This window comes from Streptomyces sp. STAM6, from assembly GCF_054963715.1.
Genome location: NZ_JBUEFZ010000008.1, coordinates 108,477 through 131,618, shown reverse-complemented (window position 1 = coordinate 131,618; position 23,142 = coordinate 108,477). Strand labels below are relative to the sequence as shown.

Here is a 23,142-nt window from a genome sequence, read left to right as displayed (position 1 = left end):
TGACGGGCACCGACATCCCACCAACCCCCCGAGGACCACCGTGCGACGCCGACTTGCCGCCCTGCTCATCGTGCCCGCCCTGCTGCTGACCGCCTGCGGGGGTGAGGACGAGAAGAAGACGGACGACGCGTCCTCGTCACCCGAGGCCGCCCAGACGGCGGCGCCCAAGCCCGTCGCGTCGGCGGACCCGATGCCGCAGGTCTCCGGGGCCTTCGGCAAGAAGGCGGCCATCACCGTCCCCAAGGGCGAGCCGAGCAAGTCGTTCGTCGTGAACACGGTCACGCCGGGCAGCGGCGCCGAGGTGAAGAAGAACGACCTCGTCGTCGCCGACTTCACCGCGAAGATCTGGAAGGGCGGCAAGGACCTCGGCAGCTCCTACGACAAGGGCGGCGTGCCGCAGGTGATCACGGCCGGGTCGCCGCAGATCATCCCGGCCTTCTCGCAGTCGGTGGTGGGGCAGAAGGTCGGCAGCCGCGTCCTGGTCGTCGCCCCGCCCGCCGCCGCCTTCGGGACCACCGGCAACCCGCAGATCGGCGTCGCCGGGACCGACACGCTGATCTTCGTGCTCGACATCAAGAGCATCATGCCGAAGAAGGTCGAGGGGCAGCAGAAGGAGATCCCGGCGGACCTGCCGCAGATCGACGCCTCGAAGGAGGCGCCCGCCATCATCCGGATCCCCAAGAACGACCCGCCGGCGAAGCTTGTCAGCGACGTCCTGATCGAGGGCAAGGGCCCCGAGGTGAAGAACGGCCAGCGGGTGTACATGCAGTACACCGGCGCCGCCTGGAAGATCAACGAGGGCAAGGACCCGGCGAAGATCTTCGACTCGTCCTGGAACGCCGGCAAGCCGTTCGACACGATCATCGGCCAGGGCCAGGTCATCGAGGGCTGGGACAAGGGCCTCGTCGGCAAGAAGGTCGGCAGCCGCGTCCTGCTCGTCATCCCGCCGGCCCAGGCCTACAAGGACCAGGACAAGGGTCCCGAGCTCCCCGCCAACTCGACGCTGGTGTTCGTCGTCGACATCCTCGCCGCAATGTAAGACTGTCCCGTTGCTTGCAGACGAGTAGTTGGAGCACTTACGTGAACATCGACAAGCCCGAGATCGACTTCCCGGAGGGCCCGGCGCCCACCGATCTGGAGATCACGGACATCTGGGAGGGCGACGGCCCCGAGGCCAAGGCCGGCGACATGGTCAAGGTCCACTACGTGGGCGTGGCCTTCTCCTCGGGCGAGGAGTTCGACGCCTCCTGGAACCGCGGCACGCCGCTGCAGTTCCAGCTCGGTGCCGGTCAGGTCATCGCCGGCTGGGACCAGGGCGTCCAGGGCATGAAGGTCGGCGGCCGGCGCAAACTGGTCATCCCGCCGCACCTGGCGTACGGCGACACCGGCGCCGGCGGCGGCCGGATCGCCCCCGGCGAGTCGCTGATCTTCGTCTGCGACCTGGTCGCCGTCTGACCGGTCGTACCCGACCGGAATCGGTCACCCGGAAGGGCCCGCGCCTGCCGGTGCGGGCCCTTCCGTCTACCGCCCCGCTCCCGGCGGAACCCTCCGGGAGCCGCCCTTCGCCCCTCGGCTTTTGCCCCGACACCCCGGGGCGGTACGTTGAGCGGGAAAAAGTGAGTCCATAAGAAGAGGTGCGGGGCGTCGATGGCCATTGCCAAGGCCGAGCGGCTGATGAATCTGGCGCTGTGCCTCCTGGGAACCAGGCGCCCCCTCAGCAAGCGTGAACTGCGCGGCTCCATCGAGGCCTACATGGAAGCCGGCTCCGACGACTCCTTCAACCGGATGTTCGAGCGCGACAAGGACGATCTGCGCGAACTCGGCCTGGTCATCGAGACCGTGGAGAACCTCGACGGCGAGACCGGTTACCTCGCCCGGCGCGACTCCAACCGGCTGCCGCCCATCCAGCTCGACGCCGAGGAGGCCGCCGCCCTCGGCCTCGCCGCCAAGGTCTGGCAGCAGGCCCGCCTCGCCGGCGCCGCCAGCGGCGCCCTGCAGAAGCTCCGCGCCGCCGGTATGCCCGAGGCCGAGGACAGCTACGACACCGCGCACAGCGCCCTCGAACCGCGCATCCCCGTCCACGAGGCCGCCTTCGAGCCGCTCATGCTGGCCTGCCGCGACCGCAGGCCCGTCGTCTTCGAGTACCGCAAGGCCAACGCCGCCCGACCCGAGACGCGCCAGGTCGAGCCCTGGACGCTGGAGTGCTGGCGAGGCCACTGGTACCTGGCCGGCTGGGACCGCGACCGGGGCGCCGAGCGGGTCTTCCGGCTCTCCCGGATCACCGGCCGCGTCCGCTCCAGGGCCGGTGCCTTCACCGCGCCCGTGCCGGACGTCTCGACCGTCCGCGAGACCGTCGAGCGGTGGGCGGGGGAGACCGCGACCCGCTCCGCGCTCATCCGGCTGCGCGCCGACTCCGGCTACCCGCTGCGGGCCCGGGCGCTGTCGTCACGGGAGCTCGGCGACGGCTGGGACGAGCTGGAGATCCCGTACGGACACGGTCTGGACGCCTGGCTGGTGGAATTCGGGCCGGACGTCGTCGTGCTGGAACCCGCGGATCTGCGGGCCGATGTGGTGGACCGGCTGCGCGCCGTGGCCAAGGGCTGAGGGGGAACGAGAAGCGATGGCCGCGAACGCGATCGACCAGACCCGGCGGATGCTCTCGCTGGTGACCTATCTCCGCGAGCGCCCCGGCGCGCACGTCGTGGACGTCGCCCGGGCGTTCGGGATCACCGAGGACGAGCTGATCTCCGACCTCGACGTGCTGCCCATGTGCGGCACCAGCTTCCGGGGCGGCGACCTGCTGGACATCGACACCGACGGTGACCGGATCTGGTGGCGCAACCCCGACGCCTCCGGCGAGAGCACGGCCGAGCCGCTGCGGCTCGCGGCCGACGAGGCGACCGCCCTGCTGGTCGCCGCCCGGGCCGTCGCCACCCTGCCCGGACTGCGCGAGGGCGACCGCGAGGCGCTGCTGCGCGCCACCGCGAAGCTGGAGGCGGCCGCCGGTGAGGCGGCGGGTGCCAGCTCCCGCCTGTCGGTGACGTTCGAGTCCGAGGGCGGCGTCTTCGCCGAGGTCGACCGGGCCATCTCCGAGCGCCGTCGGCTGTGGGTGCGCTACTACTCGCCCGCACGCGACGAGCTCACCGAACGCGAGGTCGACCCGATCCGGCTGTTCGCCGTCGGCCACACCTACATGGAGGCCTGGTGCCGCCTGTCCGAGGCGCGGCGCACCTTCCGCCTCGACCGGGTGGCCGAAATCCGTCTCCTCGACGAGCCCTCCGCGCCGCCCGAGATCGAGCTGCGCGACCTCTCGGAAGGGCTCGTCCAGCCGTCGGCGGACGATCCCGAGGTCGTGGTCGAGGTGGGGCCGGGCGGCCGCTGGGTCGCCGAGTACTACCCGCACGACAGCGCCGAGGAACAGCCGGACGGCGGCCTGCGCATCACCCTGCGTACGCCGGACCCGGCGTCGCTGCGCAGGCTCGCCCTGCGCCTGGGACGGGACGGGCGCATCGTCTCCCCGCCGGACCTGGCGCTCAGCGCACGGCGGGCCGCCGCCGAGGCGCTCGCCGCGTACGACGACAACGAGTAAGCACAGTCGAGCCAGTTGAGGGAATTGAGGGATATGTCCGTGATGCCCGGGATCTCGACGCCGCTGGCCCCGGTCCTCTTCAAGGCGGCCTGCCCCGAGTGCCGCGCCCGGTTCGAACTCTCCGCCGGCTCACTGCGCCTCGCGATCGGCGCCAGCAGGCGCACCACGTTCTACTCCTTCACCTGCCCCGAGTGCGGCTCCGCGGTGCGCAAACCGGCCGGCGAGCGGATCGTCGAACTCCTCACCGGTGGCGGAGTGCGGACGCTGCGCCTCCACTCCACCGTCTGAAGACCGTCCCACCGTCCCGCAACGTCTAGGCTCTGCGCATGTTCTGGCCCATGCTCGCCATCGCCCTCGGATTCCTCGGAATCGCCGTCCTCGGAGTCCTCGGGATCCGTGTGTTCATCGAGGCCCAGCGGCTCGGCCGTCAAGTGGCGCACACCACACAGCGAATCAACCGCGCGGCCGAGGATCTGGAGCGGGCGGCCACCGATCTCGCCCGATCCGGCGAAACCCTGCGATGACGCCAGCGGTCTCCTCCGCCTCCCGGGCGAGGGGTACGCTGCTGGTCGTGGCACGGACGTTCCGGGCACCGGCCGCAAACCGCAGGACGCACGGGGATTGCCCGGCGTTTACCCGTGCGCGTTACGATCGCTGCTGGTCGTGGTTCGGACAAGGGTCCGCCCCCTCGGCCGACAGCCCGCCCCAAGCCGCCTCGGTGAGAAGGTAGACACACTTATGTTCCGACAGATCGGCCCCACCGAGATCATTCTCATCCTCCTCGTCGTCGTGCTGCTCTTCGGTGCCAAGAAGCTGCCCGAGATGGCCCGTTCGCTCGGCAAGTCCGCGCGCATCCTGAAGAGTGAGGCCAAGGCCATGAAGTCGGAGGGCCAGCAGCCCGCCCCCGCCGACCCGCCGGCCGACCAGCCCCCGGCCCAGCGCACCATCAAGGCCGCGCCCGGCGACGTGACCAGCGCCCGCCCGGTCACCGAGCCGTCCGACACCACCCAGCGCTGACCCCCAAGGCCGCGCAGCCGGCGGCCTGCCGCACGAGATGAGGACGTGGGTTGCTCAAGCCTGCCCGCAGTAAGAAGGAGAAGGACCCCGAGGGGCGGATGCCGCTCGCGGACCACCTGCGCGAGCTCCGCAACCGGCTCGTGAAGGCCGTGCTGGCGATCACGATCGTATCGATCGCCGCCGCGTTCTTCAGCCAGGATCTGATGCACCTCCTCGCGAAGCCCGTGCCGAAGTGTCCGCCCGGGGACCCCGGGACCGGCGGCCGGTGCGCGGTGATCGCCTACCAGACCATGCTGTCGCCGTTCACCTCCACGGTGAAGGTGATCCTCCTGGCGGGTGTCGTGGGCTCCTGCCCGGTCTGGCTGTACCAGCTGTGGGCCTTCGTGGCACCCGGACTGCATCGCCACGAGAAGAAGTACGCGTACTACTTCAGCGCCGTCGCCGTGCCCCTCTTCCTCGCCGGTGCCTGGCTGGCCTACGTCGTCATGCCGGTGAGCATCAAGGTCCTCATCAGCATCACGCCCGACGACGCCTCCAACTTCCTCTCCCTCGACGACGTACTGAACTTCACCACCCGCATGGTGCTGATCTTCGGTCTCGCCTTCGAGCTGCCGCTCCTGCTGATCATGCTCAATCTGGCGGGCATCGTGACAGGGCGGCGCATGGCCGGCTGGTGGCGCGGCGTCATCATGGGCATCTTCGTCTTCGGCGCGGTCGCCACGCCCTCCACCGACCCCGTGGGCATGCTCGCGCTCGCCGTCCCGATCATCATCCTGTACTTCATCGCGGTCGGCATCGCCCTCCTCAACGACAAGCGCCGCAGCCGTCGCGACCCCGACGCCGCGCTCGACGACGACCAGGCCTCCGACCTCGACCTCACGCCCGCGCCGATCGGCGACATCGAGACCGTGCCCGCCGCCCGCGCCCTGCCCGAGCAGGCCACCGGCGAGTCCGACGGGGCGCGCGGCCACCGCATGAACGGTTACGACGACATCACCTGACGGGTAGGGTCCGGCGGGTGACCAGCGAGATCACCCTCTTCGTCAACCCGACCGCGGGACGCGGGCGGGGCGCGCACGCCGCGCAACCGGCCGCTCGCGCGTTGCGGGACGCGGGATTCTCCGTGCGCACCGTCCTCGGCGGCGACGCCGGCGACGCGCTGAGGCGGGCCCGGGACGCCGTCAGCGGCGGGACCGGAGCCCTGATCACCGTCGGCGGCGACGGCATGATGTCGCTCGCCCTCCAGGCCGTCGCCGGCACCGGAACACCACTCGGCGTGATCGCCGTCGGCACCGGCAACGACCTCGCCCGCGCGCTCGGACTGCCCGTGCGCAGCCCCGGCGCCGCGGCCCGCGTCGCCGCCGACGCGCTCAAGGGCGGACACTTCCGGGACATCGACCTCGGCCGGGTCTCCGGGCGCTGGTTCGGCACCGTGCTGGCCTCGGGGTTCGACTCGCGCGTCACCGACCGGGGCAACCGCATGCGATGGCCGGCCGGCCGCGCCAAGTACGACCTCGCCATGATCGCCGAACTCGCCGCACTCAAGCCCGTCCCGTACCGGATCACCCTCGACGACGGCGAGGTCCACGAGGTCGAGGCCACCCTCGTCGCCGTCGGGAACGGCCCCTCCTACGGCGGCGGCATGCGCATCTGCGCCGGAGCCGCCATGGACGACGGGCTTTTCGACATCACCGTCGTCGGCCCCTGCTCCCGCGGCACCCTGCTGCGCGTGTTCCCGCGCGTCTACCGGGGCACCCACCTCACCCACCCCAAGGTCACCGTGCACCGCGCCGCGAAGATCGCTCTGGCCGCCCCCGGCATCACCGGATACGCCGACGGAGAGCCGCTCGGACCCCTCCCGCTCACCGCCGAATGCGTGCCCGCGGCCGCGCGCGTACTCGCACCGTAGCGCTCCCGTCACGGGCCCCGGAGCCGGTTCCCACAAGGGCAATTAAAGATCGGCTGACTGTCAGTGGCGGCGGGTAGGCTCGATAGCAAGATGACAGAAGACCTCACACCCGCGGAAGCGTACGCGGCCGCCCGACGGCGCGCCGCCGAGCAGGCAACCGCGCTCGCTCCCTTCCGCGCCATGTACGACTTCGACCTGGACCCGTTCCAGATCGAGGCCTGCCAGGCCCTGGAGGCCGGCAAGGGAGTGCTCGTCGCGGCACCGACCGGTTCCGGCAAGACCATCGTCGGTGAGTTCGCCGTGCACCTGGCCCTGGAGCAGCGGCGCAAGTGCTTCTACACCACGCCCATCAAGGCGCTCTCCAACCAGAAGTACGCCGATCTCGTCAAGCGGTACGGCCCGGAGAAGGTCGGCCTGCTCACCGGCGACAACAGCGTGAACTCGGACGCCCCGGTGATCGTCATGACCACCGAGGTGCTCCGGAACATGCTGTACGCGGGCTCCCAGTCGCTCCGCGGCCTCGGCTATGTGGTCATGGACGAGGTGCACTACCTCTCCGACCGCTTCCGCGGCGCCGTGTGGGAGGAAGTGATCATTCACCTCCCCGATTCCGTCACCCTGGTGTCACTCTCCGCGACCGTCTCCAACGCCGAGGAGTTCGGCGACTGGCTCGACACCGTCCGCGGCGACACCGAGGTGATCGTCTCCGAGAGCCGGCCCGTCCCGCTCTGGCAGCACGTCCTGGCCGGCCGCCGGATCTACGACCTCTTCGAGGAGGAGACCGACCACGGCGGCCGGGGCGCCGGCCGGCGCGAGGTCAACCCCGATCTGGTCCGCCTCGCCCGCATGGAGAACTCCCGGCCGTTCAACGGCCGTGACCGGCGGCGCGGCAAGACGATCCGCGAGGCCGATCGCGAGCGGGAACGCCGCCAGCGGTCGCGCATCTGGACGCCGGGACGCCCCGAGGTCATCGAGCGGCTCGACGCCGAAGGACTCCTCCCCGCCATCACCTTCATCTTCAGCCGGGCCGGCTGCGAGGCCGCCGTGCAGCAGTGCCTGTACGCGGGGCTGCGGCTCAACGACGACGAGGCACGCCGGCGCGTGCGCGAGATCGTCGAGGCCCGCACGGAGTCGATTCCGACAGAGGACCTCCATGTCCTCGGGTACTACGAGTGGCTCGAAGGCCTGGAACGGGGCATTGCCGCCCACCACGCCGGCATGCTCCCCACGTTCAAGGAAGTCGTCGAAGAACTCTTCGTCCACGGCCTGGTCAAGGCGGTGTTCGCCACCGAGACCCTGGCACTGGGCATCAACATGCCCGCCAGGTCGGTCGTCCTGGAGAAGCTCGTCAAGTGGAACGGCGAGCAGCACGCCGACATCACGCCGGGCGAGTACACCCAGCTGACCGGCCGGGCCGGGCGCCGCGGCATCGACGTCGAGGGCCACGCCGTGGTGCTCTGGCAGCGCGGCATGGACCCCGGACACCTCGCGGGCCTCGCCGGCACGCGCACGTACCCGCTGCGCTCCAGCTTCAAGCCGTCGTACAACATGGCCGTGAACCTCGTCGACCAGTTCGGCCGGCACCGCTCGCGCGAGCTGCTGGAGACGTCGTTCGCGCAGTTCCAGGCCGACCGTTCCGTGGTCGGCATCTCGCGCCAGGTACAGCGCAACGAAGAGGGCCTCGAGGGCTACCGGCAGGGCATGACCTGCCACCTCGGCGACTTCGAGGAGTACGCGCAGCTGCGCCGTGACCTCAAGGAGCGCGAGACCGAACTGGCCAAGCAGGGCGCGGCCCAGCGCCGCGCGGCCGCCGCCACCTCCCTGGAGAGGCTCAAGCCCGGTGACGTGATCCACGTGCCGACCGGCAAGTACGCCGGACTGGCGCTCGTCCTCGACCCCGGCCTGTCGGCCGGCCGCTCCAACGGCCACCGCGGCTTCGACCACCACGACGGGCCGCGCCCGCTCGTCCTGACCGCCGAACGGCAGGTCAAGCGACTCGCCTCGATCGACTTCCCGGTGCCGGTCGAGGCGCTGGAGCGGATGCGGATCCCGAAGTCCTTCAACCCGCGCTCCCCGCAGTCGCGCCGCGACCTCGCGTCCGCACTGCGCACCAAGGCCGGGCACATCGTGCCCGACCGGCACCACAAGAAGCGGTCCGCGGCCGCCGACGACCGCGAGATCGCCCGGCTGCGCACGGCCCTGCGCGCGCACCCCTGTCACGGCTGCGACGAGCGCGAGGACCATGCGCGCTGGGCCGAGCGGTACCACCGGCTGAAGCGTGACACGCGGCAGTTGGAGCGGCGCATCGAGGGACGGACGAACACCATCGCCCGCACCTTCGACCGCATCGTCGCCCTCCTCACAGAGATGGACTACCTCCGCGGCGACGAGGTAACCGAACACGGCAAGCGCCTCGCCCGGCTGTACGGCGAACTGGACCTGCTGGCCAGCGAATGCCTGCGTGACGGCGTGTGGGAGGGGCTCAATCCGGCCGAACTCGCCGCGTGTGCCTCGGCGCTGGTCTACGAGGCCCGCCAGGCCGACGACGCCGTCGCACCGAAGCTCCCCTCGGGCAGGGCCAAGGCCGCGCTCGGAGAGATGGTGCGGATCTGGGGCCGGCTGGACGCTCTGGAGGAGGAGTTCAGGATCAACCAGGCGGAAGGCGTGGGTCAGCGCGAACCCGACCTCGGCTTCGCCTGGGCCGCCTACCAGTGGGCCTCCGACAAGGGCCTCGACGAGGTCCTCCGCGAGGCGGAGATGCCCGCGGGCGACTTCGTCCGCTGGTGCAAGCAGGTCATCGACGTCCTCGGACAGATCGCGGCGGCCGCGCCCCGCGAGAACAGCACGGTGGCGAAGAACGCCCGCAAGGCCGTGGACGCACTGCTGCGGGGAGTCGTGGCCTACAGCTCGGTGGGCTGAGCGCGACGAGGGACGGCGGGGGCCGGCCGGATCACGATCCGGCCGGCCCCCGGCCGTGCGGCTCAGGCCGCTCCCAAGCCTTCGGCGAGCGCGACGAGTTGCGGAGCGGCGAGGATCCGGTCCCCGTGCCCGGGCAGCGGGACGTGCAGCGGCTCCGTCCAGCGCGAGGGGATCGCCCCCGCGCCGTACACCGCCCCGCTGAGGGCCCCGGTCACCGCCGCCACCGTGTCGGTGTCCCCGCCCAGATCAATCGCGGCAGCGAGGGACTCCTCGAACGATCCGGTCGTGCGCAGCGCCCACAACGCCGAGCCCAGGCACGGCCACACGGCGCCGTTGAACTCGGTGGCGTCGTCGGGATGCCATCGCGCGTCCAGGACGACGGCCCAGCGCTCCCGGTGGTCGGGGTGGACCGAGGCAAGAGCCCCCGGAACCGCGCCCGACGGGTCGTCACCCAGCAGTGCGACGCGGATCAGCTCGTGCATCAGCGCCGTCCCCTCCCACGCCGCACGGTCCCCGTGCGTCAGCGCCGCGATCCGCCGGGCCGCTGCCATGGCGGCGGCGCCGCCCTCATGGGCGAAGTACACCGCGGACGTGGCGGCCCGCATGAGCGAACCGTTCCCGGCGGCACGGCCGTTGACCTGGAAGTGCCGGGCGGCCGCGAGGTCCCACGAGTCGCCGCTCATCAGGACGGCCTCGGTCTGCAGCCCGATGTCCTTGGGCTCGGCCGCGGCCCAGCGGCGGAACCGGTCGAATACATCGGGCAGATCGAGGCCGCCGCGCTCCAGCAGGGATTCACCGACCAGCACGGCCATTTGCGTGTCGTCGGTGGCTTCACCCGGGTCCCAGCCGCCACCGCCGCACATCTCGCCGACACCGTCCGGGAAGCGCTCAGAGAACACTCCCCTGGGCCCGAACTCGAAAGGTGCGCCCAGCGCGTCACCCACGGCCGAGCCCAGAACCGCTCCGACGACCCGATCCGTATCCATCGGCACAGCTTAGGTGCCGGCCCGCTGTGGCTGGTGGCCCCCAGGGCGTGTGGCGAATGTGGCGTCGTACCCCAGGTGTGGGCCGGGCCTGTCAGGCGGGTCGTGGACGGGGGTGCGGGTACGGGCCGCCCGTAGCGTGAGGAAGATCAGCAGGCCTATCGGGGACAGCAGGATCGTCAGGACCAGCAGCGGGCCGGTGAGCAGGGGGTGAAGGCCGAGCTTACGGGACTGGAGGAACATCCATTGACCGATCAGCAGGTCCCAGGCGATGACCTGGGCCCAGATCGCGCCCGCGCCGTCGGCGAGGGCGGTCAGCCGACGGAACGTCTCCAGGTCCGGTTCGCGTACCGCCGTCCAGAGCTCCGGGAAGACCGGGATCGCGAGGCCCAGGTAGACCAGGAGGATCGGGACGACCGTCAGCGGGGACGTGGCGATCCGGGAGGTCCAGGACCAGGAGGGTGCCAGGATCATCAGCAGCCAGACCGGGGCGGCCAGGAAGAAGGACAGTTCGAACAAGAAGACCGTCATGCCACAGGCTCCAGGGTGGGTGTCCGGAGGGCGGCCCGTCCGCCGACCAGTGCGAGGGCCGTGATCAGGACCGCGGCCGTGAGGGTGGTCCCGTCCGGGTGGATCAGGGGCTGGCCGCGCAGGGCCTGCCAGGTGACGAGGGCGAAGACGGCCGCGTAGACCGCCGAGGCGACCAGGACCAGCCGCAGCCGTACCCGTTCGTCGCGCAGTGGGGCGAAGCGAGGGGCCAGGGCGAGCAGCAGCAGCAGGAAGAGCGGGAGCAGCTGCAGGGCGTGCATGCCGACGAAGTGCGGGATGCGCAGATCGCCGCCCGTCGTCGACCAGCCGGTCAGCGGCATCGAGGGGCCGCCGTCGGGGACGCCGACGCTGTGGGCGCCGATCACCTTGGAGACGCCGCGTACCTGGCCGGGGGCCGGCTGGACCATCAGGAAGCCGATGCCGGCGCCCGCCAGGGCGATGACGGCTCCCCACCGGATCGCCCAGGCCGACGCCCGGTCGGCGAGACGGGCACGGAAGAGCAGCACCGCGATGACCAGTGTGGCGCTCCACAGGACGACGACCGTGGCCCCCATCGCGCTGAACAGCGCCTCGTCGAAGGGCGTTTCGGAGTTGAAGTGGCTGCGCCTGCCCCGGATCACCTGGGCCGTGATGATCAGCATCTCCACCGCGCTGGCCACGGCCACCACCGTGCCCGCCCACCATCCGGTCCGCCGGAAGCGGGGGAGCAGGGACAGCATCCACGCGAGGGAAAGGCAGTACGCCACGAACGAGACGGCGAATTTGAACGGCTTGAACCAGATCGGCGCGCCCACGAGCACCCGGTTGTCGACGACCAGCCCCACGGCCGAGACGACGGCCAGGACGACCATCGCGCCGGAGAAGACCACCAGCGGCCGGTGCATTTTGAGTAAGGACATACGACACCCCCATGAATAGATAGCGGCGCTCTCCGCTATCCGATAGTGAAACTATCTATGATGGGGTGACGTGTTGGCAAGGAGAAACGAGCAGGGCATGCGTGTCGGTGAGTTGAGCCGCAGGACCGGAGTCTCGGTCGCGACGATCAAGTACTACGTACGCGAAGGGCTGCTGCATGCCGGTGAGCTGAGCAGCCCCAACCAGGCGCGCTACGACGAGTCGCACGAGCGCCGGCTGAGGCTGATCCGGGCCATGCTCGACGTGGGCGGGCTGTCCGTGGCGGGCGTCCGTGATGTGCTCGAAGCCGTCGACGACCCCGGCCGCTCGGTGCACAAGGTGCTCGGCGAGGTCACCGGTCGCATCGTGCCGCGCCACGGCGGCGAACCCGACGCCGAGTTGGAGGCGGCCCGCGAACAGGTCGCGGAGCTGATCGCCCGTCGGGGCTGGCGCGGGGACCCGCGCAGTGTGAAGGCCGAGTCGCTCGCGGTGGCGCTCGCCGCACTGGACCGTGTCGGGCACGGCGCCTTCGTCGAGGTGCTCGACGAGTACGCGGCCGCCGCCGAGCGCGTCGCGGCGGCCGATCTCGCGTACGTGGCCCGCAACGTGGGCCGGGACGACCTGGTGGAGAGCGTGGTGATCGGCTCGGTCCTGGGGGACGCGGTGCTCACGGCCCTGCGCCGGCTCGCCCAGGTCGACGCATCGGCCCAGACGTACGGCGACGAGCAGGGCTCCGTCTGAGCCGCTCAGAGGCGGTCCCCGACCCGAGCGGTCCCACCCGCCCCCCGGCGGACCGCCGCGGAAAACAGAACGGCGCCGCACGACCGTGCGGCGCCGCTCCGGGGGTCAGGCCGCTGCCGGGCCCTCCTGCTCGCGTTCCACCTGCTCGTTCCACTCGCGCTTCACCGCACGCCATGCCTCGTCCGTCTGGCCCTGGCGCCAGTACCCCGAGATCGACAGCCGCTCACGGGGGATCTGCCGCTCCAGGCGCAGGTGCCGGCGCAACTCCTTCACGAAGCCGGCCTCCCCGTGGACGAAGGCGTGCACGTCACCGGCCGGGAACTCCAGTCCGCGCACCGCGTCCAGGAGGGCCTCGCCGACCGGGCGGTCGCCGCGGTGCACCCAGAGGACCGCCACGCCGGACGGCGTCGCGATCTTCTGCTCCTCCTCGGGACCCGCGATCTCGACGAAAGCGTGCCCGACGGCACCCTCCGGCATCCGCTCCAGCGACGCCGCGATCGCCGGCAGCGCGCTCTCGTCGCCGACGAGCAGGTGCCAGTCCGCGGCCGGGTCCGGCGCGTATCCCCCGCCGGGGCCGAGGAAGCGGACGACCTCGCCCACCTGGGCACGCGCGGCCCACGGGCCGGCCAGTCCCTCGTCGCCGTGGACGACGAAATCGACGGTCAGCTCCCGCTGGGCCGCGTCCCACGCCCGGACCGTGTACGTGCGGGTCGCGGGCCACTGGTCGCGCGGGAACTCCTCACGGATGCGCGCCGTGTCGAAGGGCTCCGGGTAGGTCACCCCCCGCGGCGGGAAAAGCAGCTTGATGTAGTGGTCGGTGAACACGTCCGCGCCGAGGCTCGCCAGCGCCTCACCGCCGAGGACGACGCGCACCATGTGCGGGGTGAGCCGCTCGGTGCGCACGACGCGCGCCTCGTGCGTGGTCGGTGTCTTGCGGGCAGGCTGTTCCGCCACGGTGCTTCCCCGTTCTCCGTAAAAAGCCGCTTGCTTAGGATTGCCTAAGCTAACACTCATCTCCGGAGCGTGGAGAGCAAACGCTCCAGTGATCCACCGAGGCCCCACCGCGCCGACAACTCCTCCAGGGCCGCGGGGTCGCGCGGCTCGCCCGGCAGCTCGGGGTCGAAGTCCGGCAGCGGTACGTCCGCGGCGACCCGCACCACCTTGGGCGCGACGGCCACATAGTCCCGGGCCTCGTCCAGCCGCTTGCGCTGGGCAGGCGTGAGCCCGGACGCGGGGTCGTCCACCGCCGCCATGATCCCGGCCAGGTCGCCGAAGGCGTCCAGGAGCTTCGCCGCGGTCTTCTCGCCGATGCCCGGCACGCCCGGCAGCCCGTCGCTGGGATCGCCCCGCAGCAGGGCCAGGTCGGCGTACCCCGGCCCGTCCACGCCGTACTTGGCGCGCAGCCACGCCTCGTCCGTCGTCTGCAGGCTGCCGACGCCCTTGAGCGGATACAGCACCCGCACGCCCCGGGCGTCGTCCACCAGCTGATACAGGTCGCGATCCCCGGTCACGATGTCGACCGGGCCCGCCGACCGGCCGGTGAGCGTGCCGATGACATCGTCCGCCTCGTACCCCTCGACGCCGACCCGGGCGATGCCCAGCGCGTCCAGCACGTCCTCGATCACCGGGACCTGCGGGGAGAGGGTGTCGGGGATCTCCTCCTCGTCCGGCCCCGCAGGCGTCTCCTCGGCGACGCGGTGCGCCTTGTACGACGGGATCAGCTCGACGCGCCAGTGCGGCCGCCAGTCCGCGTCCCAGCAGGCCACCAGGTCGTCCGGACGGTGGTCCTGGACGAGCCGCGCGATGAAGTCCAGCAGCCCGCGCACGGCGTTGACGGGCGTGCCGTCCGGGGCCTTCACGGAGTCGGGAACCCCGAAGTAGGCCCGGAAGTACAGGGAGGCGGTGTCGAGGAGCATCAGGCGTCGCGTCACACCCCCGATCATGCCGCACCCCACCGACAGCCGGGTCGCACGACGGCCCGGGGCACCTGGCGGGGCGGGGCAGTTCAAGGGGCGCATCATCGGGATCGAGCCGAGTGGCGGAATGAGGGGCATCCTCGAGGACAAGGTGCTCGAGGGGGATGGCCTGGAGGGCGGGTACGAGGTCGTCGACGGTTCGCCGCCCGGCATGCCGGCCGGGCCCAAGCGGGCGTACGCCACGGCCGACCACCGGGAGGCCGGCGCCTGGCCGAAGGCTTCCGGGTGGCGGAACACAGCAGGTCACCGGCCTGGGGGCGAAGATCCGGAAGGCCGGAAGGGGCCAGGAGTGGGAGGCCGTCCGGGCGTGGCTGAAACAACACCCCCGTGCGGTCGACACAGGGGCTCCGGTAGGGGACAAGGCGGCCGGGAAGTAGCACCATGGTGGGCAGGGCGGGCCCCGTCGACGGCGGCGGGGCCCGCCCTCGTGGGGTGCCCGGTGGATCACGCCGGGCCCGCGGCGCCCCGCGACTCCCTCCCCGGCGTCGTCCGTAGCCCTCCGGGCCCGGCAGGTGCCCCCACCGCGTCGGCTCACTCCTCCGCCTCGGATCCGAAGCCGCATGACGCCGCTCCCCGAACCGGCCCTGTCCGCCGGACACCCCGTTCGGCATCCCCGCGACCGCCCCCTGAGGCCGGCGGCTTCACCCGTTGCGCTCCTCGGTGGACCGCCGCTGCGTAAGGTGGTCGATGAGGGAGGGAGCCGAGACATGGACGACAAGGAAGCGCTTCGCGTGGGCGCGGCCGTCCGCAGGAGGCGCAGAGCGCTGTCGCTCACCCTCGCCGCGGTCGCCGAGCGCAGCGGGCTCTCCGTGCCCTTTCTCAGCCAGATCGAGAACGAGCGCGCCCGGCCCAGCATGCGATCGCTCCAGCGGGTCGCCGACGCCCTGAAGACCACCGCCGTCGAGCTCCTCGACGCCGCCGACTCCGCCCGCACCGTCGATGTCGTGCGGGCCGCCGACGACGCCGGGCTGCCCGGGATGCGTCCCCTGGTGCGCGGCGAGCACCAGATGCACGCCGACGAGTTCACCGGCGAACACGACGCCGGACGCGAGATCGTGCTGCGCAACGACGCCCTGCTGTACCTGGCGGACGGCTCCGCCGAGGTGGAGGCCGAGGGCCGGGCGTACCGGCTGGAGCGGGGCGACACGATGTACCTGTCCGGCGGGGTGCGCCACCGCTGGCGCGCCGCCGGGCCCGGCACCCGGCTCCTCGTGGTCAACGTCGCCGAACACATCGAGCCGGCATGACGGCCGGGGTGACGAGGGTCGTCTCCCTGGTGTCGTCGCTCACCGAGGCGATCGCCGCCGGCGCGCCCGGCCGGCTGGTCGGTGCGACCGACTGGTGCAGCCACCCCGCCGGCCTGGACGTGACCCGGATCGGCGGCACCAAGAACCCGGACGTCGCGACGGTGGCTGCGCTGCGCCCCGATCTCGTCGTCGCCAACGAGGAGGAGAACCGCGAGCCCGACCTGGCGGCGCTGAGGGCGGCCGGGCTGGACGTACTCGTCACCGAGGTGCGAGATCTGGACCAGGCGTTCCGCGAGCTGGACCGGGTGCTGCGGGCCTGCGGGGCGGCCGGCCGGCCGCGCTGGCTGGACGAGGCCGAGGAGGCCTGGGCGGCGGTGACCCCGGAGCCGTACGGCCGCGCGGTGGTGCCGGTCTGGCGGCGGCCCTGGATGGTCCTCGGCCGGGACACCTTCGCCGGGGACGTGCTGGCCCGCCTCGGCGTCGTCAACGTGTACGCGGACCACCCCGAGCGCTATCCGCGTGTCCCGCTGGACGAGCTGCGCGCGTCCGGCGCCGATCTGGTCGTGCTGCCGGACGAGCCGTACCGCTTCACCGCGGTCGACGGGCCCGAGGCGTTCCCGGGGCTGCCCGCCGCCCTCGTCGACGGGCGCCACCTCACCTGGTACGGGCCGTCGCTGGCCGCGGCGCCGGCGGCGCTGCGAGCAGCCCTCCGCCGACCAGTCCGCGCGCGGTCCTGAAGGCGGCGGTCAGCCAGGCCGCCAGCAGGAAGACGTACAGCCCGACCGCGAGCCAGCGCAGGGCCGTCAGACCGGTGTGCCGGGCCAGCCCCTCCGCGCCGGTCACACAGGTGCCTACCGGGAAGGTGAACGCCCACCAGGTCATCGCGAAACCCATGCCCCGCCGCCGGGCGCGCAGCACCATCGCACCGGCCAGCGCCAGCCACAGCAGCGCGAACCCCATCACCGGCACGCCGTAGATCACCGCGAGGGCCGCGGCGTACGGCACGCCCGGGGTGGCCTCGGCGAAGGCGCTCGCGGCGGTCGTCGACTGCCCGAGCGGGCCGAGCACCAGGAAGAGCGTCGGGGTCAGCGCGGCCGGCAGCGGCCCGCCGGTCAGCAGCCGTCCAAGGACCAGGGGCAGCATCATCAGGGTCGCCAGCAGACTGAGGCCGAACATGCCGTAGCAGGCGAGGAGCAGCGTCCGCTGCCACTGGCCCGGCGGCAGGTGCGGTACCAGCAGCGGGCCGAGGGCGGCGGAGACCATGGGCGCCACGACCGGGAGCAGCCACACCGGTGAGGCGCTCTCGAGCTTGTGGTGCACCACCATCAGATAGGGGATCGCCACCGCGACGGTGAGGCCGACCGCCGTGCCCGCCACGTACAGCACCACGTCCAGCGCCACCGCGCCGCCCGTGCCGATCCAGTCCCGGCCGACGATCACGGCACCGCCGCCGACGGAGAGCATCGCCATGGCCAGACAGCCGTAGAACGGGGCGACAGCCGGGTCCAGCAGATGGGCGCGGGCCTGGTCGCGGTGGTAGGCCCAGTGGGTGGCGCGGGCCAGGAGGAGTGCGGTCAGCATCAGCAGCGACAGGGCCCAGAAAGCCGCGCAGACCGTTCGCAGGCCGGGTACGGCGACCGGCAGCGAAGCCCCCGCGCCGGCGACGATCGACGTGCCCATCACCGTGGCGTACCAGTTGGGGCCGAGGTACCGGACGGCGGTGGGGCGGGTGGGGCTCAGAGGCTCCGTAAGTGTGGCCATGGCCGCCACTCTCGCCGTAGGCCGCGGCCCCAACCAGAGATCAGGTTCCAATGACCCCATAAGCTGACTTTATGAGCCTCTCTCATCGTGTGCCCGATCTCGGCGCCCTGGAACTGCTGCTCGCCGTCGCCCGGCACGGCAGCCTGGGCCGGGCCGCCCGGGAGACCGGTATCACCCAGCCCGCGGCCAGCAGCCGCATCCGGTCCATGGAGCGCCAGTTGGGTGTCGCCCTGGTGGACCGCTCCCCGCGGGGCTCCCGCCTCACCGCCGCCGGCACGCTGGTCACCGACTGGGCCCGGCGGGTCGTCGAGGCCGCCGAGGCCTTCGACGCGGGCGCCCAGGCACTGCGCGACCGGCGTGACTCCCGGCTGCGGGTCGCCGCCTCCATGACCATCGCCGAATATCTGCTGCCCGGCTGGCTGATCGCCCTGCGCGCGGAGCGGCCCGACACCGCCGTATCGCTCCAGGCCGGGAACTCGGCGGCGGTCGCTGCCAGCCTGCTCGCCGGCGAGGCGGACCTCGGGTACGTCGAGGGCCTCACGGTGCCGGACGGGCTGGACGCGGTCGCCGTCGCCCACGACCGGCTCGTGGTGGTGGCCGCTCCCTCCCACCGCTGGGCCCGCCGCCGTGCCCCGCTGACCCCGGCGGAGCTGGCGGCCACCCCGCTGATCCTGCGCGAGTACGGCTCCGGCACCCGCCAGGTCCTCGACTCCGCCGTCGCCGGGCACGGCGGGCTCGCGGACCCGCTCCTGGAGCTGGCCTCCACGACCGCCGTGAAGGCGGCCGCGGTGAGCGGGGCCGGCCCGGCGGTCCTGAGCGAGCTCGCCGTCACCGAGGAACTCGCCTCCCGCCGCCTGGTGGAGATCCCGGTGGAGGGGGTGCGCCTCCGCCGGGCCCTGCGGGCGGTGTGGCCGACCGGCCCCCTCCCGACGGGCCCGGCCAGGGACCTGCTGTCCCTGGCCCGGGGTGGTGCCTGACCGCCCGGCGCACGGCTGGTGCCCCGCCCGGCCCCGTGCGGCGGCGTGGTGCACGACGGCGGGCCCGTGCGACGGCGAGGCCCCCGACGCACGGGCCCGGCTCCCGCGGCCACGCCGCTCAGGCGGCCGCCGTCACCAGTCCGGTCATCACCCTGAGGTCCTCACCCATCTCCGGGTGCCACTGGACGCCCAGCGCCCAGGTCTCCGCGAGCTCGATCGCCTCGATCGTGCCGTCCTCCGCGTGGGCGGACGGGGCCAGACCGTCACCCAGCCGGTCCACCGCCTGGTGGTGGTAGGCGGGGACCGGCACCGCCTCCGGGACGAGGGAGGAGTACAGCGTGCCGGGAACGGGCTTCACCTCGTGCTCGCCGAAGACACCCACCCCGCCCGTGTGGCCGTCCAGGTGCTGGACGAGGGTGCCTCCGAGGGCGACGTTGAGCAGCTGCATGCCCCGGCAGATGCCCAGCAGAGGTGTGCCCGAGTTGAGGGCCGCACTGATCAGAGCGAGTTCCCAGGCGTCGCGCCGGGGCGCCGGCGGGCCCGTACGGGGGTCCCGCTCGGCGCCGTACCAGTCGGGCGCGACGTCCGCGCCGCCCGCCACGACGAGGCCGTCGAGGCGGGCCACCACCGCGGCGGCGGCGGACGGCGCGTCCGGCGGCAGCATCGCGGCGATGCCACCCGCCGCCTGGACCAGGCGTGGATACCCCTCCGGCAGCAGTGCGGCGGGCATCTCCCAGACACCCCACTTGGCCGGGTCCAGATAGGTCGTCACGCCGATGAGCGGCTTGGGCACAGCAGGTTCCTCTCGGTGGTGCTCACTTGCGTTCGAGCTCGGCCTCGGCCGCCGCCAGCGCCGCGAACTCCTCCTCGGGCGCGTTCGCGACGAGACGGTGCCGACTGTAGAAGGCGAAGTAGGCCAGGGCGATGACATAGACCCCCAGGGCGATGAACGCCGCGTCCTTGTCGACCAGGAAGGTCGCCACCAGCGCGGACAGGGCGAGCACGAAGGCGACCGACGAGGTCACCACCCCGCCCGGGGTGCGGTACGGCCGCTCCAGGTTCGGCTCCCGGCGGCGCAGCACGATGTGGGAGAGCGCCATGAGGGCGTAGCTGATGGTGGCGCCGAACACCGCGATGTTCAGCATCCGCGCCCCGTTGCCGCTGCCCGCCGCCAGCGCGAAGCCGATCGCGCCGGGGATCAGCAGCCCCAGGTAGGGGGATTTGCGGCGGCTGGTCAGCGACAGGAAACGGGGCAGGTAGCCGGCCCGGGAGAGGGCGAACAGCTGGCGCGAACCGGCGTAGATGAGGGAGAAGAAGGAGGCCACCAGACCGGCGAGCCCCGCGTAGTTGACGAACCGGCTGAGCGCGGTGGGCCCGCCGTCGCCCTCGAGCGCCACGACCAGTGGGTTGCCCGCGTCCTGGATGGCGGCGGAGCCCCGGACCCCGGTGGCGGCGAAGAACGTCAGCACGGCCAGCAGCACCAGGATCAGCATCGACAGCGAGAGCGCGCGCGGCATGGACCGCACCGGGTCCTTGGCCTCCTCCGCGGCCAGCGGCACCCCCTCGACACCCAGGAAGAACCACATGCCGAACGGGAACGCCGCCCAGATGCCGAGCAGCCCGAACGGCAGCCAGGAGTTCGCCCCCGCGGCGTCGGTCACGGGGATGTCGTCCAGGCCGCTCGCCCTGAACTCCGTGAAGGCGCCCGCCGCGAAGATCAGCAGCGCCGCCACCGCGACGGCGGTCACGATCAGGCTGAAGCGCAGCGCCTCGCCGACGCCCCACAGGTGGATGCCGATGAAGACGGCGAAGCAGGCCAGGTAGACCGGCCAGCCCGACTCCAGGCCGAACAGCCCCAGCGATTCGACGTAGTCGCCGATGAAGATCGAGATGGCGGCGGGGGCGAGGATGTACTCGATGAGGATGGCCGTGCCGGTCAGGAAGCCGCCCCAGGTGCCGAGCGCGCGGCGGGCGAAGCCGTAGCCGCCGCCCGCGGCGGGCAGGATCGCGGAGAGCTCGGCGAGCGCGTAGACCAGACAGGCGTACATCACGCCCATGAGGACCGTGGCGATCGCCAGCCCGCCGAAGCCGCCCTCGGCGAGACCGATGTTCCAGCCGGAGAAGTCGCCGGAGACGACGTAACCGACGCCGAGGCCGGTCAGCAGCAGCCAGCCGGCGCTGCCCTGCCGGAGGGCGCGGCGCTTGAGATAGTCGTCCGCCGGCGCGGAGGTGTCCTTGGTGTCTTCGAGCGTCATGGCAGCAGAGCTCCCGCATCGGGCCCAATGGAATGGACCCATACCTTTGCGGCGCTCAGGCGGGAACGCAAGACCCGTGCGTTACTTTCGGGTTACGGCGCCCGCCGCTTCCGGGTTACGCCGCCCCCCCACCGTGCCTTCACGTGAGGAAGCCGCGCAGCAGCGCCGCGGTGCCCGCGCAGTGCTCCCGCATCACCTCGCGGGCCGCGTCCGCGTCCCCGTCCAGCACCGCCTCCACCAGCGCGGTGTGCTGGTGCTGGGAGTGCTCCAGGTTCCGCACCAGCAGCGGGATGCAGTCCAGCAGGTCGTTCACGGTCGCCCGGACCGCGGCGTACTGCGCCGTCAGCGTCGGTGAGCCCGACAGCTCCGCCAGCGTCAGATGCAGCAGGGTGTCCTGGCGCCGGTAGTCGTCCAGCGGCGCGTCGTGCGTCGCCCGCAGCGCCGAACGCAACCGCTCCGCGCCCTCGTCGGTGAGGCCGTGCGCGGCGCACAGCCCGGCCGCGCCCACCTCCAGCACCTCGCGGAAGCGCAGCGTGTCCTCGACGTCCACGGCCGCGATCCGCCGCCGCAGTTCGCCCTCGCCGGGCGTCGGCGGCCGCTGGAGCACGAACGTTCCTCCGTACCTGCCCCGCCGGCTCTCCACCAGGCCCTGCTCCTGCAGCACCTTCAGCACCTCGCGCAGCGTGACCCGGCTGATGCCCATCCGCTCGGCCAGCTCGCGCTCGGCCGGCAGCCGCTCGCCGCCGGGCACCAGCCCGAGGCGCATCACCTGGAGGATCTGCTCCAGCGCCTCCTCGAAGCCGTTGCCAGCCCGCACCGGCCGCAGCACGGGTGCCAGCCGGTCCTCCGGCTCGCTCCCCGGGTTCTTCTTCGCCACCTCGCGGTTTCCCCTTCCCAAGCAATGGTCCTCGGCAATACCTTATGGCTCCCGGCAGGCCCAAGGAGGAGTAATCCCGTGGCAGACCGCAAACCCCCGCTCGGTGTCGAGGAGCTGCGTGCCCTCGTCGCGAGTGGTGAGATCGACACAGTCGTCCTGGCCTTCCCCGATATGCAAGGGCGGCTCCAGGGCAAGCGGTTCGCCGCACCCTTTTTCCTCGACGAGGTCCTGGAGCACGGCACCGAGGGCTGCAACTACCTCCTCGCCGTGGACGTGGAGCTCAACACCGTCGACGGTTACGAGATGTCGTCGTGGACGAAGGGGTACGGCGACTTCGCCATGCACCCCGACCTGTCCACGCTGCGCCGCGTCCCCTGGAACGAGGGTACGGCGATGCTGGTGGCCGACCTCGCCTGGCACGACGGCTCACCGGTCGTCGCCGCCCCCCGCCAGATCCTCCGGCGCCAGCTGGAGCGCCTGGCCGGACACGGCTTCACCGCCCACGTCGGCACCGAGCTGGAGTTCATCGTCTTCAAGGACAGCTACGAGCAGGCCTGGGACGCGAACTACCGGGACCTGACCCCGGTCAACCAGTACAACATCGACTACTCGGTCCTCGGCACCGGCCGCATCGAGCCGCTGCTGCGCCGTATCCGCAACGAGATGGCCGCCGCCGGACTGACCGTGGAGTCCGCCAAGGGCGAGTGCAACCCCGGCCAGCACGAGATCGCCTTCCGGTACGACGAGGCGCTCGTCACCTGCGACCAGCACGCCGTCTACAAGACGGGCGCCAAGGAGATCGCGGCCCAGGAAGGCCTCTCGCTCACCTTCATGGCGAAGTACAACGAGCGGGAGGGCAACTCCTGCCACATCCACCTCTCGCTCCAGGACACGGACGGGAACAACGCGATGGCCGGTGCCGGACCCGGCGGAATGTCGCAGGTCATGCGGCACTTCCTGGCCGGCCAGCTGGTCGCGCTGCGGGACTTCTCGCTGCTCTACGCGCCCAACATCAACTCCTACAAGCGCTTCCAGCCCGGGTCCTTCGCGCCGACCGCCGCCGCCTGGGGGTACGACAACCGCACCTGCTCCCTGCGGGTGGTCGGCCACGGCCGCTCGATGAGGTTCGAGAACCGCCTTCCCGGCGGGGACGTCAACCCGCACCTCGCGGTCGCCGGCATGGTCGCCGCCGGGCTGCACGGCATCGAGCAGCGGCTGGAACTCCCCGAGGCGTGCGAGGGCAACGCCTACACCGCCGAGTACGCACACGTCCCCACCACGCTCCGCGAGGCGGCCGAGCTGTGGGAGAACAGCCCGCTCGCCAAGGCGGCCTTCGGCGACGAGGTCGTCGCCCACTACCGCAACATGGCGCGGGTCGAGCTGGACGCGTTCGACGCCGCGGTGACCGACTGGGAGCTGCGCCGCTCCTTCGAACGCATGTGAGG

The 23,142-nt window shown here is 72.1% G+C and carries 24 protein-coding genes; 15 read left to right on the top strand and 9 right to left on the bottom strand.

Annotated elements, in window-relative coordinates; genetic code table 11:
- The first annotated feature begins 40 nt into the window (after positions 1 to 40).
- From ACY34K_RS13065 to ACY34K_RS13020, 10 genes are all read left to right on the top strand, one after another.
- Positions 41 to 1,039: an FKBP-type peptidyl-prolyl cis-trans isomerase gene (locus tag ACY34K_RS13065; RefSeq protein WP_462746432.1), complete on the top strand. Its 999-nt coding sequence runs from the start codon at positions 41 to 43 to the stop codon at positions 1,037 to 1,039.
- A 41-nt stretch (positions 1,040 to 1,080) separates the two neighbouring features.
- Positions 1,081 to 1,455 (top strand): FKBP-type peptidyl-prolyl cis-trans isomerase, encoded by a 375-nt coding sequence (locus ACY34K_RS13060; RefSeq protein ID WP_462746431.1) that lies wholly within the window; start codon positions 1,081 to 1,083, stop codon positions 1,453 to 1,455.
- Between the two features lie 192 nt (positions 1,456 to 1,647).
- A complete protein-coding gene (locus ACY34K_RS13055) occupies positions 1,648 to 2,604 on the top strand; it encodes a helix-turn-helix transcriptional regulator (protein ID WP_462746430.1) in 957 nt (318 codons plus the stop codon).
- A gap of 16 nt (positions 2,605 to 2,620) precedes the next feature.
- Positions 2,621 to 3,589: a helix-turn-helix transcriptional regulator gene (locus tag ACY34K_RS13050; RefSeq protein ID WP_462746428.1), complete on the top strand. Its 969-nt coding sequence runs from the start codon at positions 2,621 to 2,623 to the stop codon at positions 3,587 to 3,589.
- 33 nt (positions 3,590 to 3,622) lie between these two features.
- The gene (locus tag ACY34K_RS13045) at positions 3,623 to 3,877 is read left to right on the top strand and encodes a hypothetical protein (protein ID WP_462746427.1); all 255 of its coding nucleotides are present in this window, start codon (positions 3,623 to 3,625) and stop codon (positions 3,875 to 3,877) included.
- A 38-nt stretch (positions 3,878 to 3,915) separates the two neighbouring features.
- Positions 3,916 to 4,113, top strand: coding sequence for a hypothetical protein (locus ACY34K_RS13040; protein WP_462746426.1), 198 nt, complete (start codon positions 3,916 to 3,918; stop codon positions 4,111 to 4,113).
- A 214-nt stretch (positions 4,114 to 4,327) separates the two neighbouring features.
- Positions 4,328 to 4,606 carry a Sec-independent protein translocase subunit TatA gene (gene tatA / locus ACY34K_RS13035; protein WP_462746425.1) on the top strand — a complete coding sequence of 93 codons (279 nt, stop codon included), beginning with the start codon at positions 4,328 to 4,330 and terminating at the stop codon, positions 4,604 to 4,606.
- Positions 4,607 to 4,704: 98 nt separating this feature from the next.
- Positions 4,705 to 5,607: a twin-arginine translocase subunit TatC gene (tatC, locus tag ACY34K_RS13030; RefSeq protein ID WP_462746542.1), complete on the top strand. Its 903-nt coding sequence runs from the start codon at positions 4,705 to 4,707 to the stop codon at positions 5,605 to 5,607.
- Between the two features lie 17 nt (positions 5,608 to 5,624).
- The gene (locus tag ACY34K_RS13025) at positions 5,625 to 6,515 is read left to right on the top strand and encodes a diacylglycerol kinase (RefSeq protein WP_462746424.1); all 891 of its coding nucleotides are present in this window, start codon (positions 5,625 to 5,627) and stop codon (positions 6,513 to 6,515) included.
- Between the two features lie 90 nt (positions 6,516 to 6,605).
- The gene (locus ACY34K_RS13020; RefSeq protein WP_462746422.1) at positions 6,606 to 9,434 is read left to right on the top strand and encodes a DEAD/DEAH box helicase; all 2,829 of its coding nucleotides are present in this window, start codon (positions 6,606 to 6,608) and stop codon (positions 9,432 to 9,434) included.
- A 62-nt stretch (positions 9,435 to 9,496) separates the two neighbouring features.
- On the opposite strand, the gene ACY34K_RS13015 is transcribed toward ACY34K_RS13020, so the two are convergent.
- Genes ACY34K_RS13015 through ACY34K_RS13005 form a run of 3 tightly spaced genes read right to left on the bottom strand, consistent with a single transcriptional unit; the run spans position 9,497 to position 11,817 of the window.
- Entirely contained in the window at positions 9,497 to 10,420 is a 924-nt protein-coding gene (locus ACY34K_RS13015) for an ADP-ribosylglycohydrolase family protein (RefSeq protein ID WP_462746421.1), read from the bottom strand.
- Positions 10,421 to 10,429: 9 nt separating this feature from the next.
- Positions 10,430 to 10,948 carry an ABA4-like family protein gene (locus tag ACY34K_RS13010; RefSeq protein ID WP_462746420.1) on the bottom strand — a complete coding sequence of 173 codons (519 nt, stop codon included), beginning with the start codon at positions 10,946 to 10,948 and terminating at the stop codon, positions 10,430 to 10,432.
- On the bottom strand, positions 10,945 to 11,817 hold the full coding sequence (locus ACY34K_RS13005) for a hypothetical protein (RefSeq protein WP_462746541.1): 873 nt from the start codon (positions 11,815 to 11,817) through the stop codon (positions 10,945 to 10,947). Before ACY34K_RS13005 ends, ACY34K_RS13010 begins: the two co-directional genes overlap by 4 nt.
- 145 nt (positions 11,818 to 11,962) lie before the next feature.
- Between ACY34K_RS13005 and ACY34K_RS13000 the strand changes: the two genes are divergently transcribed.
- A complete protein-coding gene (locus ACY34K_RS13000) occupies positions 11,963 to 12,604 on the top strand; it encodes a MerR family transcriptional regulator (RefSeq protein ID WP_462746540.1) in 642 nt (213 codons plus the stop codon).
- Between the two features lie 105 nt (positions 12,605 to 12,709).
- On the opposite strand, the gene ACY34K_RS12995 is transcribed toward ACY34K_RS13000, so the two are convergent.
- The gene (locus ACY34K_RS12995) at positions 12,710 to 13,558 is read right to left on the bottom strand and encodes a siderophore-interacting protein (protein WP_462746419.1); all 849 of its coding nucleotides are present in this window, start codon (positions 13,556 to 13,558) and stop codon (positions 12,710 to 12,712) included.
- Positions 13,559 to 13,614: 56 nt separating this feature from the next.
- Positions 13,615 to 14,520 (bottom strand): 5'-3' exonuclease, encoded by a 906-nt coding sequence (locus ACY34K_RS12990; protein WP_462746539.1) that lies wholly within the window; start codon positions 14,518 to 14,520, stop codon positions 13,615 to 13,617.
- Positions 14,521 to 15,287: 767 nt separating this feature from the next.
- Here ACY34K_RS12990 and ACY34K_RS12985 point away from each other — a divergent pair.
- Positions 15,288 to 15,827 (top strand): helix-turn-helix domain-containing protein, encoded by a 540-nt coding sequence (locus ACY34K_RS12985; RefSeq protein ID WP_462746418.1) that lies wholly within the window; start codon positions 15,288 to 15,290, stop codon positions 15,825 to 15,827.
- Entirely contained in the window at positions 15,824 to 16,564 is a 741-nt protein-coding gene (locus ACY34K_RS12980; protein WP_462746417.1) for a helical backbone metal receptor, read from the top strand. Before ACY34K_RS12985 ends, ACY34K_RS12980 begins: the two co-directional genes overlap by 4 nt.
- Here the strand turns inward: ACY34K_RS12980 and ACY34K_RS12975 are convergent.
- Positions 16,482 to 17,588, bottom strand: a complete 1,107-nt coding sequence (locus ACY34K_RS12975) for a TDT family transporter (protein WP_462746415.1) — start codon at positions 17,586 to 17,588, stop codon at positions 16,482 to 16,484. The two genes, ACY34K_RS12980 and ACY34K_RS12975, sit on opposite strands and share 83 nt — an antisense overlap.
- Positions 17,589 to 17,659: 71 nt before the next feature.
- On the opposite strand from ACY34K_RS12975, the gene ACY34K_RS12970 reads away from it, so the two are divergent.
- The gene (locus ACY34K_RS12970) at positions 17,660 to 18,565 is read left to right on the top strand and encodes a LysR family transcriptional regulator (protein ID WP_462746414.1); all 906 of its coding nucleotides are present in this window, start codon (positions 17,660 to 17,662) and stop codon (positions 18,563 to 18,565) included.
- A gap of 118 nt (positions 18,566 to 18,683) precedes the next feature.
- On the opposite strand, the gene ACY34K_RS12965 is transcribed toward ACY34K_RS12970, so the two are convergent.
- From ACY34K_RS12965 to ACY34K_RS12955, 3 genes are all read right to left on the bottom strand, one after another.
- Positions 18,684 to 19,358, bottom strand: a complete 675-nt coding sequence (locus tag ACY34K_RS12965; protein WP_462746413.1) for a gamma-glutamyl-gamma-aminobutyrate hydrolase family protein — start codon at positions 19,356 to 19,358, stop codon at positions 18,684 to 18,686.
- Between the two features lie 22 nt (positions 19,359 to 19,380).
- The gene (eat, locus tag ACY34K_RS12960; RefSeq protein WP_462746412.1) at positions 19,381 to 20,820 is read right to left on the bottom strand and encodes an ethanolamine permease; all 1,440 of its coding nucleotides are present in this window, start codon (positions 20,818 to 20,820) and stop codon (positions 19,381 to 19,383) included.
- Positions 20,821 to 20,959: 139 nt separating this feature from the next.
- Positions 20,960 to 21,718: a FadR/GntR family transcriptional regulator gene (locus ACY34K_RS12955; protein ID WP_462746411.1), complete on the bottom strand. Its 759-nt coding sequence runs from the start codon at positions 21,716 to 21,718 to the stop codon at positions 20,960 to 20,962.
- Between the two features lie 57 nt (positions 21,719 to 21,775).
- On the opposite strand from ACY34K_RS12955, the gene ACY34K_RS12950 reads away from it, so the two are divergent.
- Entirely contained in the window at positions 21,776 to 23,140 is a 1,365-nt protein-coding gene (locus ACY34K_RS12950; RefSeq protein ID WP_462746410.1) for a glutamine synthetase family protein, read from the top strand.
- Positions 23,141 to 23,142 lie beyond the last annotated feature (2 nt).

Excerpts from the sequence above, each read along its gene's own strand:
- ACY34K_RS13020 (WP_462746422.1), top strand. The coding sequence starts at position 6,606 with ATGACAGAAGACCTCACACCCGCGGAAGCGTACGCGGCCGCCCGACGG.
- ACY34K_RS13045 (WP_462746427.1), top strand. The coding sequence starts at position 3,623 with ATGTCCGTGATGCCCGGGATCTCGACGCCGCTGGCCCCGGTCCTCTTC.
- ACY34K_RS13000 (WP_462746540.1), top strand. The coding sequence starts at position 11,963 with ATGCGTGTCGGTGAGTTGAGCCGCAGGACCGGAGTCTCGGTCGCGACG.
- ACY34K_RS13050 (WP_462746428.1), top strand. The coding sequence starts at position 2,621 with ATGGCCGCGAACGCGATCGACCAGACCCGGCGGATGCTCTCGCTGGTG.
- ACY34K_RS13040 (WP_462746426.1), top strand. The coding sequence starts at position 3,916 with ATGTTCTGGCCCATGCTCGCCATCGCCCTCGGATTCCTCGGAATCGCC.
- ACY34K_RS13015 (WP_462746421.1), bottom strand. The coding sequence starts at position 10,420 with ATGGATACGGATCGGGTCGTCGGAGCGGTTCTGGGCTCGGCCGTGGGT.
- ACY34K_RS12975 (WP_462746415.1), bottom strand. The coding sequence starts at position 17,588 with ATGGCCACACTTACGGAGCCTCTGAGCCCCACCCGCCCCACCGCCGTC.
- ACY34K_RS13055 (WP_462746430.1), top strand. The coding sequence starts at position 1,648 with ATGGCCATTGCCAAGGCCGAGCGGCTGATGAATCTGGCGCTGTGCCTC.
- eat (WP_462746412.1), bottom strand. The coding sequence starts at position 20,820 with ATGACGCTCGAAGACACCAAGGACACCTCCGCGCCGGCGGACGACTAT.
- ACY34K_RS12990 (WP_462746539.1), bottom strand. The coding sequence starts at position 14,520 with ATGCTCCTCGACACCGCCTCCCTGTACTTCCGGGCCTACTTCGGGGTT.
- ACY34K_RS12970 (WP_462746414.1), top strand. The coding sequence starts at position 17,660 with ATGAGCCTCTCTCATCGTGTGCCCGATCTCGGCGCCCTGGAACTGCTG.
- tatA (WP_462746425.1), top strand. The coding sequence starts at position 4,328 with ATGTTCCGACAGATCGGCCCCACCGAGATCATTCTCATCCTCCTCGTC.
- ACY34K_RS12985 (WP_462746418.1), top strand. The coding sequence starts at position 15,288 with ATGGACGACAAGGAAGCGCTTCGCGTGGGCGCGGCCGTCCGCAGGAGG.
- tatC (WP_462746542.1), top strand. The coding sequence starts at position 4,705 with ATGCCGCTCGCGGACCACCTGCGCGAGCTCCGCAACCGGCTCGTGAAG.
- ACY34K_RS12980 (WP_462746417.1), top strand. The coding sequence starts at position 15,824 with ATGACGGCCGGGGTGACGAGGGTCGTCTCCCTGGTGTCGTCGCTCACC.
- ACY34K_RS13005 (WP_462746541.1), bottom strand. The coding sequence starts at position 11,817 with ATGGTCGTCCTGGCCGTCGTCTCGGCCGTGGGGCTGGTCGTCGACAAC.
- ACY34K_RS13010 (WP_462746420.1), bottom strand. The coding sequence starts at position 10,948 with ATGACGGTCTTCTTGTTCGAACTGTCCTTCTTCCTGGCCGCCCCGGTC.